The sequence below is a fragment of the Bradyrhizobium sp. UNPF46 genome (genome assembly GCF_006658625.1).
GTDB classification, from domain to species: Bacteria; Pseudomonadota; Alphaproteobacteria; order Rhizobiales; family Xanthobacteraceae; genus Bradyrhizobium; species Bradyrhizobium nitroreducens.
Map to the genome: position 1 here is coordinate 11804 of NZ_LFJB01000062.1, position 12559 is coordinate 24362.

Below are 12559 nucleotides of genomic sequence, written 5' to 3' on the forward strand. Positions count from 1 at the left end.
GTTCGTTCTCGGCATCAGCGGGCCGGTAGATCAGTACATCTGCAGCGGCAGCACTTCGCCGGTCGGACCCACCATCAGGCCCCAGGCGTCGCCTGCGGCCACGGTGAGGCTCTCGGTGTGGGCCGGGCGCCCGGGCATGCGCAGGGCGTACTGATACGTGCCCGGCAGCAGGTCGAGCATCGGGCCCTTCGGCGATTGCGGGCCGCCGGCGCCGGCTGCGATCTTCACCGTCTGCTTGTTGATCGTCAGCGAGGCGTCCTTCGCCCCGATATTGCCGAGCATCAGCCTGGCCTGGCCGGGCTTCGGCATGATGTCGGCCTTGGCAGCGGCATCCGGATTCTTCTGCGCCAGACTGACCGTGGTCTCGCCCTTGGCACGGCCGAGCCTGAGCACGGCCGGGCCTTGCGGCGAGGTGAAGTCGATCTGCGCGCGTTCGGCGGACACGGCGGCGCCGTCGGCCTTCTCCTGCCAGCCGAGCCTGGAAAGCTCGGCCCGGTAGAAGGCCAGGACATCGCCGAGCGGGGCCGGGATGCTGGCTGCCAGCTCGCGGCGGAACGGCATCTCGCTTCCCGGCATTTTGGTGGTGGAGAGCGACGTCGACGACCGCTGCGTCGGCACGGGGAGCTGGGATTCAGGGTCCGGCTTGAGCGGCTCGGAGGATTTCGCCTGCACTTCCTGCATTGCCGCCGGCTTGGCTGCCGCCATCACCAGGCCCGATCCGCTCGCGCTGACATTCACCTTCGGGCCCATCTGCATCACGGTCATCGAGATCGACTTGCCGGCTTTGGAGAATTCCAGCACCGCCATGTTGGGCTGGTTGATGACGGAGGGCTGCTCCTTCCAGCCGGCGGGCTTGAGCGATGCGCGATAGAACGCGGCGAGTGCCTTGACGCTCGAGGTGGAGGAGAATTCGAGATGGCCGCCGTCGCCTTCGAATTTCACGCCCTCGGCGGTCTCGGGCAGCGGCACCGGCGTCTTGCTGTCGGCAAGCGCGCTGAGCGGCGCATCGGACAGCGTGGCCGCCTGCACCTTTCGCCTCGCTTCGTCGGCGGCGATGACCTGCCTCGCCATCGCCTCGGCGTCCTTCATGAACTTCTCGTCCGCTTCCTTCTTCGCCTTGGCGCGGGCGGCGAGCGCGGATTCCTTCAGCTGCGCGGTCAGGCTGACCATGGTGAAGTCGTATTTTCGGCCGAGGCGCAGCAGGCCGGTTTCCTCGGCGTTGGAGATCTTTAGCGCGACGTCGTCGCCGGGGGCGAGCGGCGCGCTGCCATCTTCCTGCCAGCCGCGCGCGGCGAGCTCGCGATGGTAGAAGGCGAGCACGGCAGGCAGCTCGGCCATCGCGGCGGCGCTCATCTCGCGCTTGTTGGACGTCGCGCTGCCGAGGCCTCTCGCCGTCTTGGTCGGATTCGGCCGCGGCAGGCCGGCAACATCGCCATCGGCGCTGAGATCGACGGGCAGCACGAAGGGTGCGATCCGGATGTCGACATCGGTCCGGCCGTCGTCGCGGCGCGTCAGCGTCAGCATCACCGGCTTCTGCTTGTAGAACTGCGTCGTGTCGCCCTCGGGATGGTCGTAGAAGGCGCGCACGCCGTTCGGAACGGTCTCGTCGAGGGCTGCCGTCGTCCAGCGCGCCGCCGTTTCAGCCGTGAGCTTGCGCCAGCCGATCGCCTCCATCTGGCTGGTGTAGAACGCCGACGTGGCATCGAGCGCGCCGGGTGCGATGCAGCCGAGATAGGGCCTGGTGCCGTCGAACACGAGGTCGCTCGCGCCGTCGGGGAACGGTACGTTCGAATAGATCCGGTCGGTCGTGTAATACACCACGGACTGATCGGGCCGGCCGAGCGCCTGCGTGAAGTGAACGGAAAGGCCCTGCCGTCCCTTCTTGAATTTCAGCGTGGTGCTCTTCTCCTCCAGCGGCAGCACATAGGGCACCCAGCCCTCGGCGATCAGGAGCTTTCGTACCGCCTGCAACGTCACGGCTTGCGGCGTCGGCACGCGATATTCGACGCGGTAGGGATCGGGGCGCGAGGTGTCCTCCACCGCGCCCTCGAGCTGCGGCAGCGCGTGGACGTCGACGATACCCGCGTCGGCGGCGGCCGCGACCGAGCAGCTCGCCACCAGGAAGAGGCCGCATGCAAGCAGTCGCCATCGTGCCGGGACCTGCGTCCCGCGCGTCATCCTCGACATCGTCACTTCTCCAGGGGCGTGGCGCGGCGCATCGGCTCGCGCGCAATTGCAGGCCGCGACACCGTCGGCGCGGCTTATGACCAGAAGTCGCGGCAGGAACCCGTGAGGTTCAAAGATCGCGCAAGGCTTGGGAGGGCTGCGAAGGTTCAGTAAAGCTGCAGCGGTGGCCAGGCCTCGCCGTCACGCCCGACCGTGACCTCCCAGGCATCGCCGGCCGCAACGGTCAGGGTCTTCGTGGCGGCTGAACGCTCGGGCACGCGCAGCTCGTAGGAATATTTGCCGGGCGCCAGATCCAGCGACACCGCGTGCGTGCCGGCGGCGCGCGTGACGGTCCGCGCATCGATCGTGAGCACGGCGTCGGTCCCGCTGATATTGCTGAACACCAGCTTTGCCTGACCGGGCTCGGGCAGGACGTTCGCCCGGGCCGCCGCATCGGCATTCTTCTGCACGAGATGAATCGCGGTGCCGCCGTCCTTGCGGGCGAGCTCCAGTGCGGCCGGCCCCAGCGGGGAGGCGAAGGCGAGCTGGACGTGATCGGCCGCCGTCTCGGCGCCCTCGGGTCTCTCCTGCCAGCCGAGCTTACCGAGCTCGGAGCGATAGAAGGTGAGGACGTCGCCGAGCTCGGCAGGCACGCGGGCTTCGAGCCGCGTCCGCAGCGGGGTTTCGACGCCGGGCATCACGGTGGTGTGGATGCCGCGGTAGCTGAAGCTGGTCGGCGCGGGCAGCTTGGCATCCGGGTCCAGCGTGAGTGCGGCCGAGAACAGCGGCGGCAGATTGGACACGAAGGCGCCGGCGCTCGCAGCGAGCAGGCAACTTGCGAGGAGCGCAAGGCCACACGCAAACAACTGCCATCGTGCCGGAGCTTGCGCTCCATGCCTCATCGTCGTCATGCCAATGCTCCAAGAATAGCGCGGGTGTCCGAGATGGTCGCGCGATGGCCGCGTGTTGCGGCCTCAAGCAGCTAGTCGCTGACGGAAACGGGCGGGTTCAATGCCGCCTCTAGCGCCGGGCGGAGACTCGTCCGCTCTCGACGTCAAACACCTCGCCTCCCGCGCCGATCTCGGCGAAGGCAGCCGGGTCGGCACCGGTCAGCCAGACCTGCGCGCCAAGCTTCTTCAACTCGTCGAACAGCGCCGCGCGCCTGCTGGGGTCGAGATGCGCCACGACCTCGTCGAGCAGCAGCAGCGGCACGATGCCGGTCATCTCGGCGACCAGGCTCGCATGCGCCAGTACGAGGCCGATCAGAAGAGCTTTCTGCTCGCCGGTCGAGGCGTCCCGCGCCGGCATGCTTTTCGGCGCATAGATCACCTGGAGATCGGTGAGATGCGGACCGTCGGTGGTGCGGCCGGCAATGGCATCGCGTGGACGGTTGTCGCGCAGGATCTGGCGGTAGCGGTCCTCGACCGACGTCGCCGTCTCGGTCAGCAGCGCGTTCTCCATCCAGCCGTCGAGCGCGATTCGAGCCGACGGAAATGCGGAGGCTTGCGCGCGCGCGTTGAGCATGCCGGTCAGGCGGGCCGCGGTCTGGCCGCGCGTTGCCGCCACCGCGACCGCAAGCTCGGCGGTCTCGCGCTCGATTGCGTCGCACCAATGGTCGTCGTAATTGCGCGTCTCGAGCAGGCGGTTGCGCGAGCGCAACGAACGCTCCAGCGCATTGATGCGGCTGGAATGCTCGCTGTCGATGGCGAGCACCAGGCGGTCGAAGAAGCGCCGGCGTTCGGAGGCAGCCCCCATGAACAGCCCGTCCATCGCCGGCGTCAGCCAGACCATGCGAATGTGGTCGCCGAAGGCGCTCGCCGAACCCACCGGCTCGCGGTCGATGCGGCAGCGTCGGGTTACGGCGCTATCTGCGCGCGGCGGCTCGATGCCGGTGCCGAGCGTCGCCAGCCCCAGCGCGCCCTCGACCTGCGCCGACACCGCCCAGGAGCCGTCGCCCTGGTTGTCGGCGACGTCCTCCAGCGTGGCGCGCCGCAAGCCGCGCCCGGGTGAAAGAAACGAGATCGCCTCGATGCAATTGGTCTTGCCCGCGCCATTCGCCCCGACCAGCGCCACCAGGTCAGCCGCCGTCTCGAGCCCCGCCGCCCGATAATTGCGAAAATGCGTCAGCGTCAGGCGATGAATGCGGGAGGGGGTCATTTCTGCTCGTCATTGCCGGGCTTGACCCGGCAATCCATCGCCCGCGTCAGCGGGCTATCTCATCATATAGGTCTTGCCACGCGGGATTGCTCTTCACGATCAGATCGATCTTCCACTCGCGTGACCAGTGCTTCATGTTCTTTTCGCGCTGCAGGGCAGTCGCGATCGTGTCGTGCGCCTCGAAATAGACCAGGGTCTTCACCCCGTAACGTTTGGTGAAGCCATCTGCCAGGCCTTCGCGATGCTCGTAGACGCGTCGGATCAAATTATTGGTGACGCCGATGTAAAGTGTTCCACCGGGCTTGCTAGCGAGGATGTACACCCAATAGGTCATCTTGTTTGATGGATGGCCGGGTCAAGCCCGGCCATGACGAGAGGGAAAATACCCTCACACCCGCATCGGCATCAGCACGTACAGCGCGCTCTTGTCGTCGCGGTCCTGCACCAGGGTCGGCGAGCCGGGATCGGCGAGCTTGAGCGTTGCGACGTCGCCTTCGATCTGGGCGGCGATGTCGAGCAGGTAGCGGGAGTTGAAGCCGATATCGAGGGCGTCGGAGGCGTATTCGACCTCAAGCTCTTCGGTCGCGCTGCCGGAATCCGGGTTGGTCACCGACAGCACCAGCTTGCCCGGCGACAGCGACAGCTTCACCGCCCGCCCGCGCTCGCTCGAAATCGTCGACACGCGGTCGACCGCGTTCTCGAAGTCCTTCTTGTCGACGATGAGCTCCTTGTCGTTGCCTTGCGGAATGACGCGGCCGTAATCGGGGAAGGTGCCGTCGATCAGTTTCGAGGTCAGCACGACGTTGCCGATGGTGAAGCGGATCTTGGCCTGTGACAGCTCGATCGTCATCTCGGCGTCGGTGTCCTCGATCAGGCGCTGCACCTCGCCGACGGTCTTGCGCGGCACGATCACGCCGGGCATGCCCTCGGCGCCCTTGGGCTGCACGAGATCGAGCTGGGCGAGGCGGTGGCCGTCGGTGGCGACGCCGCGCAAGGTCGCGGCTTTCGCGGTGCCGGCCGCGTGCAGATAAATGCCGTTGAGGTAATAGCGCGTCTCTTCGGTCGAGATCGCGAACTGGGTGCGGTCGATCAGCCGCTTGACGTCCTTGGCGGCGAGCGAGAAGGAATGCGACATGTCGCCGGCGGCCAGATCGGGGAAATCATTCTCGGGGAGCGTCTGCAGCGTGAAGCGCGAGCGGCCGGCGCGGATCGCCAGCACGGCGCGGTCGCCGTCGGCCTCCAGCACGATCTGCGAACCATCCGGCAGCTTGCGCACGATGTCGTAGAACATGTGCGCCGGCACGGTGGTGGAACCCGCGGTCGCGGTTTCCGCCGGAAGCGTTTCCGTCACCTCGAGGTCGAGGTCGGTCGCCTTCAGCGACAATTTGGCGTTCTCGGCGCGGACCAGCACGTTGCCGAGGATCGGGATCGTGTTGCGGCGCTCGACCACGCGGTGGACATGGCCCAGTGACTTCAGGAGTTGCGCGCGTTCGACCGTAACCTTCATTGCACTACTCGCCCGATCCCCAGGAAAACATCATGTTGAAGAAGCCGGGCGGTCGAAAAGCCCGCCGCGGCACCGATGACCCCCGGTAGGCCCGGATCATCCAACCGATATGACCAAAGCCGTCAGGGTCGCGCAAGGTGGCGCGGAAAGCCATCCAATTCAAGGGATTGGGAGGCAGTTCCCCACGATTTACAGGCAGAACACCACCCGTCGCCCAGACAGAGGTGCGCTCCCTCGCCCCGTTCTTACGGGGAGAGGGTTGGGGTGAGGGGCCTCTCTCCGCGGGGGAGCCTGTCGATGGACCTGTACCCCCTTCACCCGGAATCCGCGCTGCGCGCGCATTCCGACCTCTCCCCGCCTGCGGGGAGAGGTGAAGAGAAGAAATAGGCGTTTATTCCTGAAGCTGGCGCTTCAGCGACTCCACTTCCTCCGACAAGGCGGTGTCCTTGGAGACCAGGGCCTCGATCTTGCGCACGGCGTGGAGCACCGTGGTGTGGTCGCGTCCGCCGAAGCGGCGGCCGATCTCGGGCAGCGAGCGCAGGGTCAGCGTCTTGGCGAGATACATCGCCACCTGGCGCGGGCGCACCACATTGGCGGTGCGGCGCGACGACAACAGGTCGGAGCGGCTGACGTTGTACTGCCGCGCCACCACGCGCTGGATGTCCTCGATCTTGATCCGCTTCGGCTCCTGCGGTCGGATCAGGTCGCGCACCTCGTGCTCGGCCATCTCCAGCGTAACAGGACGATTGTTGAGCTTGGAATGCGCCAGGAGCCGGTTGATCGCGCCTTCGAGATCCCTGCCGTTATGCGTGATGGCGCGGGCCAGATAGGTCAGTACCTCCTCGGGCACCTCGAAGGTCGCATGATGGGCGCGGGCGGCCGCGACGCGCGACTTGAGAATGCCGTGGCGCAGCTCTTCCCCAAGCGAGCCCATCTCGACCACGAGACCGCCGGCAAGACGCGAGCGGACGCGGTCGTCGAGGCTTTCGAGATCCGACGGCGGACGGTCGGCCGCGATCACGACCTGGCGGCCGGCGTCGATCAGCGCGTTCAGCGTATGACAGAACTCGGCCTGGGTCGACTTGCCCTGCAGGAACTGGAGATCGTCGATGACCAGCACGTCGATGCCGCGCAGTGCTTCCTTGAAGGCCAGCGCCGTCTGCGTCTTCAGCGCGGCGACGAAGCCGTACATGAATTTTTCTGCCGTGAGATACAGCACTTTGCGCTCGTTGCCGGAATTGCCGGCCCAGGTCACGGCCTGGAGCAGGTGAGTCTTGCCGAGGCCGACGCCGGCATGGATGTAGAGCGGGTTGAACATCACGGGGTCGCCGCGACGACCTTCCGCGACCTGACGCGCAGCCGCATGGGCCAGCGTGTTGGAGCGGCCGACGACGAAGCTCGCGAAGGTCAGGCGCGGATCGAGCGGCGAGCCGCCGAGCGCGTCATGATTGGCCGAGACCGGCGCGGTCGCGGTCGAGCGCAGCTCGGGCGCAGGCGTGCGGCGCGTCTCGACCGGCGCGGGGGCTTCCTTCGGCTGCACCACCGGGCGCACCGCGGAGCGGACGGTGAGGTCGATACGATGCACTTCCGGCATCTCGGCCTGCCAGCACGACAGCACGCGCTCGGCATAATGAGCCTGAATCCAGCTCTTCAGAAAGCGCGTGGGCACCGAGAGCCGCACGCTCTCGTCCTGCACGCCTTCCAGATCCATGCGGGCAAACCAGCTGGTATAAACGTCTTCGCCGACGCTCGAGCGCAGCCGACCCTTCACGCGTGACCAGCGATCCTGTTCCATTGTCATCGTCAGAAAACTTTTCTTGAGAGATAAGGTTGCGTGGTGAGCGCCATGCAGAGTCACCTGCCATGGCGCGACCTCAAGCGAGTCCAGCATCAGACATGGCTCGGCCGCTCGGCGGATACGCCGCGGTCAGATCAGCGATGTCGAAGATGGAGAGTTCGCGAGGTCAGCGCGTACTCGACGCGCCGTCACACGTCGGAGGCTGAACGCAGGACGGATCGGAGACGGCATCGTTGAACGATGGAACTTGTGTCAATACCGCGTTGAATCCGTAGGACATGATACCTCCCCGTCCCGCCGTGATCGCTCACGGCAAGGTCCTGCGTGTGAAAGACAACCGCCCCTGAAACGCTTCAGTCGCAGATGTCCTGCCCGTCTGTACTAGTCGTCCGCTCGGCTTCGCCGCCTTGCGTGCCGGGGTAGCTTTGCGATGTCTCTCATGCGCGCCAGGCGCGAGGCGGGAAGATCCCGCTTGGAGACATTCAGACAAAGAACTACCATTCCCATGCTGCTATGGGTTTTGGATCCGACATCGCTTTTTGAAGCGTCGCCTACGTGCACACCGCCGCCGATTTGCACGCTCGCCCCGTTTCCTAAACCGCGCTGGTCTGAAGATCGTGGGCGCCGCTGACGACTTAAGGAATACACTAAGCGGAAAGACTCGCAACGAATTGATTCACACTTGAGCCACCAAAAAAACTTGACCTCGGTTAATGCCGCGCGCGACTTGTGCACAGGCTTTGGAGCAAGTTTTTGGATTCGTGCACAGAATCGAAAATGCCGCGCCTCATGTGACAATTCTCCGCCGCCGCCAATTTTTTTTACAAATTTGTCACGCACTCGACGCGTGGGGCGATTTTTCCAAATGCTTGCGGTCGCTATGTCGATAAGTGATTAGCGAGACATCGTTTTTTGAGTCTCGTTTCACAGGGTAACTCCACCGCGAGATGCGTTCCGGTGTATCTACGGTGTGCAGAACTCGCGCGCGCGAATTCAACTTACGCCCGCAGCACAAGGGTTTTCGCAACGCAGAAAGTTTCCGCTGTTGCACGGCATCGGCAGGTAGAACTACGGAACGAAGAATAGCGCAGGCGGTGCGAACCTTCCAATCGAAGATTGATCGCGACGTGACCGCTTGCGTGAATATGACGGCAACAAAAAAGCCCGGCGCGATGCCGGGCTGTTTGACGCGTGTGATGTTCGATCGATCAGCCGACCGATTGGTCCGCGGTTGCTCGAGCCAGTTACTTGGCGAGCTTGGCGATCTGAGCGGTGAGACGCGAGACTTTGCGGCTGGCGTTGTTCTTGTGAATGATGTTGCGCTGCGCGGCACGCATCAAGGCGGGCTCGGCATTCGCCAGCGCCTTCACGGCAGCGGCGCGATCGCCGGTCGCGATGGCTTCCTCGACGGTGCGCACGGCGCCGCGCATCTGGGTGCGGCGCGACTTGTTGACGGCGGTGCGGCGGGCGATCTTGCGCGTCGCTTTCTTGGCGGAAGTGGTATTGGCCATGGTCTCAATGTCCTTTGCGGGGTCCGGTCGCGTCTTGGTCGGGTAGCGCCGGCTTGCTTGACCGCGGAATCGACGCTCGGATTTAGGGTGTTCGGTTGCTGGCCGTCCCCGGAACATGAGGCTTCAAAAAGCCTGCAACTGCTCAAAGAACAGCGGCGGCAGGATTGCGCCCGCCGCCAGTTGGCGCCCTTATAGAGAGGGTCTTGGGCACCGTCAACGCTTTCCGGGCTGGAAAAGCAGGCCCGGGGCGCTCCAGGGGGCGCCGTAACGCCCTGAAGAGGTTGAATTTCTGCCGTCGCCCGGCTATTGGCTGGCGGCGTTTTGTCTAGGTCCTCCGATCGGACGACCATATAAGGTGAGGCATGATCCGCGGCTTTTTCCGACTGATTGGGCTGTTGCTGCTCGCCGGCGGGTTCATCTTCATGGTCTATGACGGCGCCCGCTGGGTGGCCGACCAGACCCTGCGGTTCACCCGGTTCGGCCAGTTCTGGAACGACGTCAATCAGGCCAGCCAGTCCGCCTTCCGCACCTGGGTCGAGGCCAAGGCGCCCTGGCTCTGGACCTCGGTGATCCGCCTGTTGCTGGATCAGCCGGTCTTTGCCGTCCTCGGCATTCTCGGCATCGTGCTGATGCTCCTGTTCCGCCCGCGGAAACCGCTGATCGGCTATTCCCGGGATTGACCTTCCAATTCCCGCCGGGATTGAGCTTTCAATTCCCGCCGGGATTGAGCGCTGCAAGGCGCGACGTAACAACGCTGCTCCCGCCCGCGTAAACACCTATATTCCCACCTCATCGCGAGCACGGCGCCCGAGCATCTGGCTCGCGCGACGGACAGCTCGTTTCGGAGACCCATCATGCTGTTCATGCGCAAGACCACCGCATTGCCGAGCGCAGCTGAGGCGCTGCCCGGCCGCGCACAAGCCATTCCGACCGCCACCACCCATTTCGTCAACGGCAGCAAGCTCAAGCCGCCTTATCCCGCCGGCCTCGAAGAGGCCGTGTTCGGGCTCGGCTGCTTCTGGGGCGCCGAGCGCAAATTCTGGCAGCTCGGCGATGGCATTTACACCACCGCTGTCGGCTATGCCGGCGGCCACACGCCGAATCCGACCTATGAAGAGACCTGCTCGGGCCGCACCGGCCACACCGAAGTGGTGCTGGTCGTGTTCGATCCGGGCAAGATCTCCTACGCGACGCTGTTGAAGACGTTCTGGGAGAGCCACAACCCGACGCAGGGCATGCGTCAGGGCAACGATGTCGGCACGCAGTACCGCAGCGCGATCTACACCACTTCCGATGCGCAGAGGAAAGCGGCCGACGAGTCGAAAGCGCTCTATCAGAAGGCGCTCGCAGCCAGGGGCCTCGGTGCCATCACCACCGAGATCGCGCCGGCAGGCGAATTCTATTTCGCCGAGGACTATCATCAGCAATATCTGGCGAAGAACCCCGCCGGCTATTGCGGGCTCGGCGGCACCGGCGTGTCCTGCCCGATCGGCGTCGGTGTGAGCGCGTAAGTCGCAAACTTATCGCGCCGCGCGTGTTTCTTACCCTCCCCTGGAGGGGGAGGGTCGGCACGCGTTCGAGCGAAGCGAGATTGCGTGACGGGGTGGGGTGATCTCTCCACTCGGGCACTGTTCGTTGCCGCGAGACTGTCACCCCACCCCGCTCGCGCTACGCGCGATCGACCCTCCCCCTCCAGGGGAGGGTGCTACCGTCACCGGTGTCCGCTCAACGCTTTATTAACCATAAGTGGTGCATCACTGGAGCCATCTCGTTTCGAGGGATAGGTCCGGTGCCAGTTGCACGCGCGTTTCGATCGTCGATCTCGGCAGTGGCCTTGGCAGCGTCCGCCGCGCTGACCCTTGGCGGCTGCATGCAGACCGCTGGCCCCGTCGCGGTGATGCAGCCCCGCGCCGATCTCGACTCCATGGCCTATGGCCAGCCCTACGGCGCTCCGCAGCCGGTCGTCGTTGCCAACAACGGCGGCGGCGCCATCGCGGCGCTCAGCAATTCCTTTGCCGCTTCGCCCGCACCCATGCCGGTCGGCTACGCCGCGCCGATGGCGACGCCGGTGCGTTACGACGCCTCCTACCATCTCGATGCCGGCGACAAGCTGCGCGTCGTGGTCTACGGCCAGGAAGGTCTCACCAACAGCTATGCCATCGATGCCGGCGGCTCCATTACCATGCCGCTGATCGGCGCGGTGCCGGCGCGTGGCCGCACCACGGCGGGCCTGGCCGGCGAGATCGCCGCGCGCCTGCGCAACGGCTACATCCGCGAGCCCTCGGTCGCCGTGGAGATCGAGTCCTACCGCCCGTTCTTCATTCTCGGCGAAGTCACCGCGCCCGGCCAATATCCCTACGTGCCGAACATGACGGTCGAGAGCGCGGTCGCGATCGCCGGCGGCTTCTCGCCCCGCGCCAAGCGCGATGTCGTCACCGTCACGCACACCGAGAACGGCGGCTCCATGCGCGCCGTGGTGCCGCTCGGCACCCCCTTGAACCCCGGCGACACCGTGTTCGTCGGCGAGCGCTGGTTCTAGGCTTCAGCCCGACCCTCCTCTCGTCATTCCGGGGCGCGCGATAGCGCGAGCCCGGAATCCATCGCACCACAAATTCTGCGGCCCGATGGATTCCGGGCCTGCACCGCTGCGCGGCGCATCCCGGAATGACGGAGGAAAGAACTGCGAGCTACTTCGTCAAATGCTTCGCGAAAAATTCCATGCTGCGCGGCCAGGCGATGTCGGCGCTGGTCTTGTCGTAGCTGGCGCGCTCGTCGCAATGGAAGCCGTGCTGGGCGCCGGGATAGACGAAGACTTCGACATCCGGCCGCTTCGACTTGATGGTCTCGACGTCGGTCAGGGGAATGCCCGCATCCTTCTCGCCGAAATGCAATTGCGTCGGCACCTTCGGCGTCTCGTCGGCAAAGCGCACGACCGCGCCGCCGTAATAGCCGATCGCGGCCTTCAGGCCGGTCAATCGCGTCGCCGCGACGAAGGCGATGCTGCCGCCCAAGCAAAAGCCGATGATGCCGACCGGGCCTACGCTCTTCACCGCGTCGATCGCGGCCTGGGTGTCGCGCAGCATCGCGGCCCAATCGGGGTTGGCGACGAACTTGCGCGCCTCGGCGATCTCGTCGGGCGTATAGCCGGACTGGAAGTTCGGCGCGGTGCGGTCGAAGATCGACGGCGCGACCGCGACATAGCCTTCTCCGGCGAGGCGGTCGCAGACCGAACGGATGTGGTGATTGACGCCAAAGATCTCCTGGATCACCACCACCGCGCCCTTCGGCGTGCCACCGGGATCGGCGCGATAGGCGCCGAGCTGGAAATTGTCGGACGCCGTCAGCTTGATGTCTTGTCCCACGCGGGTTGTCCTTCTTGGTTGGTACGGAACTCAGTGTCTCCCCTCATCCTGAGGAGCG

At 65.4% G+C, this 12559-nt stretch carries 11 protein-coding genes; 3 read left to right on the plus strand and 8 right to left on the minus strand.

Annotated features, from left to right (window positions below; all coding sequences use genetic code 11):
* Nucleotides 1-30: 30 nt before the first annotated feature.
* The 7 genes from UNPF46_RS23915 to rpsT form a co-directional block, all read right to left on the minus strand.
* Nucleotides 31-2187 (minus strand): hypothetical protein, encoded by a 2157-nt coding sequence (locus UNPF46_RS23915; RefSeq protein ID WP_142251644.1) that lies wholly within the window; start codon nt 2185-2187, stop codon nt 31-33.
* A gap of 146 nt (nt 2188-2333) precedes the next feature.
* The gene (locus tag UNPF46_RS37630) at nt 2334-3077 is read right to left on the minus strand and encodes a hypothetical protein (RefSeq protein ID WP_181770083.1); all 744 of its coding nucleotides are present in this window, start codon (nt 3075-3077) and stop codon (nt 2334-2336) included.
* 109 nt (nt 3078-3186) lie between these two features.
* The gene (gene recF, locus UNPF46_RS23925) at nt 3187-4323 is read right to left on the minus strand and encodes a DNA replication/repair protein RecF (RefSeq protein WP_142251646.1); all 1137 of its coding nucleotides are present in this window, start codon (nt 4321-4323) and stop codon (nt 3187-3189) included.
* Nucleotides 4324-4369: 46 nt separating this feature from the next.
* Nucleotides 4370-4657, minus strand: coding sequence for a GIY-YIG nuclease family protein (locus tag UNPF46_RS23930; protein ID WP_100178555.1), 288 nt, complete (start codon nt 4655-4657; stop codon nt 4370-4372).
* 54 nt (nt 4658-4711) lie between these two features.
* On the minus strand, nt 4712-5830 hold the full coding sequence (gene dnaN, locus UNPF46_RS23935) for a DNA polymerase III subunit beta (protein ID WP_100178554.1): 1119 nt from the start codon (nt 5828-5830) through the stop codon (nt 4712-4714).
* A gap of 391 nt (nt 5831-6221) precedes the next feature.
* Nucleotides 6222-7631, minus strand: coding sequence for a chromosomal replication initiator protein DnaA (dnaA, locus tag UNPF46_RS23940; RefSeq protein ID WP_100178553.1), 1410 nt, complete (start codon nt 7629-7631; stop codon nt 6222-6224).
* Between the two features lie 1241 nt (nt 7632-8872).
* Nucleotides 8873-9139, minus strand: a complete 267-nt coding sequence (rpsT, locus tag UNPF46_RS23950; RefSeq protein ID WP_027563963.1) for a 30S ribosomal protein S20 — start codon at nt 9137-9139, stop codon at nt 8873-8875.
* A 362-nt stretch (nt 9140-9501) separates the two neighbouring features.
* Between rpsT and UNPF46_RS23955 the strand changes: the two genes are divergently transcribed.
* The 3 genes from UNPF46_RS23955 to UNPF46_RS23965 all read left to right on the plus strand — a co-directional run bounded on the left by UNPF46_RS23955 (nt 9502) and on the right by UNPF46_RS23965 (nt 11678).
* Nucleotides 9502-9819 (plus strand): hypothetical protein, encoded by a 318-nt coding sequence (locus tag UNPF46_RS23955; RefSeq protein ID WP_097661488.1) that lies wholly within the window; start codon nt 9502-9504, stop codon nt 9817-9819.
* Between the two features lie 174 nt (nt 9820-9993).
* The gene (msrA, locus tag UNPF46_RS23960) at nt 9994-10650 is read left to right on the plus strand and encodes a peptide-methionine (S)-S-oxide reductase MsrA (protein WP_100178552.1); all 657 of its coding nucleotides are present in this window, start codon (nt 9994-9996) and stop codon (nt 10648-10650) included.
* A gap of 278 nt (nt 10651-10928) precedes the next feature.
* Complete coding sequence (locus UNPF46_RS23965; protein ID WP_142251647.1) at nt 10929-11678, plus strand: polysaccharide biosynthesis/export family protein; 750 nt, start codon at nt 10929-10931, stop codon at nt 11676-11678.
* A 148-nt stretch (nt 11679-11826) separates the two neighbouring features.
* On the opposite strand, the gene UNPF46_RS23970 is transcribed toward UNPF46_RS23965, so the two are convergent.
* Nucleotides 11827-12501 carry a dienelactone hydrolase family protein gene (locus tag UNPF46_RS23970; RefSeq protein WP_142251648.1) on the minus strand — a complete coding sequence of 225 codons (675 nt, stop codon included), beginning with the start codon at nt 12499-12501 and terminating at the stop codon, nt 11827-11829.
* Nucleotides 12502-12559 lie beyond the last annotated feature (58 nt).

Bases quoted from the DNA above. Each gene is read 5' to 3' on its own strand.
- UNPF46_RS23915 (WP_142251644.1), bottom strand. From the start codon at position 2,187: ATGTCGAGGATGACGCGCGGGACGCAGGTCCCGGCACGATGGCGACTG.
- UNPF46_RS37630 (WP_181770083.1), bottom strand. From the start codon at position 3,077: ATGACGACGATGAGGCATGGAGCGCAAGCTCCGGCACGATGGCAGTTG.
- recF (WP_142251646.1), bottom strand. From the start codon at position 4,323: ATGACCCCCTCCCGCATTCATCGCCTGACGCTGACGCATTTTCGCAAT.
- UNPF46_RS23930 (WP_100178555.1), bottom strand. From the start codon at position 4,657: ATGACCTATTGGGTGTACATCCTCGCTAGCAAGCCCGGTGGAACACTT.
- dnaN (WP_100178554.1), bottom strand. From the start codon at position 5,830: ATGAAGGTTACGGTCGAACGCGCGCAACTCCTGAAGTCACTGGGCCAT.
- dnaA (WP_100178553.1), bottom strand. From the start codon at position 7,631: ATGACAATGGAACAGGATCGCTGGTCACGCGTGAAGGGTCGGCTGCGC.
- rpsT (WP_027563963.1), bottom strand. From the start codon at position 9,139: ATGGCCAATACCACTTCCGCCAAGAAAGCGACGCGCAAGATCGCCCGC.
- UNPF46_RS23955 (WP_097661488.1), top strand. From the start codon at position 9,502: ATGATCCGCGGCTTTTTCCGACTGATTGGGCTGTTGCTGCTCGCCGGC.
- msrA (WP_100178552.1), top strand. From the start codon at position 9,994: ATGCTGTTCATGCGCAAGACCACCGCATTGCCGAGCGCAGCTGAGGCG.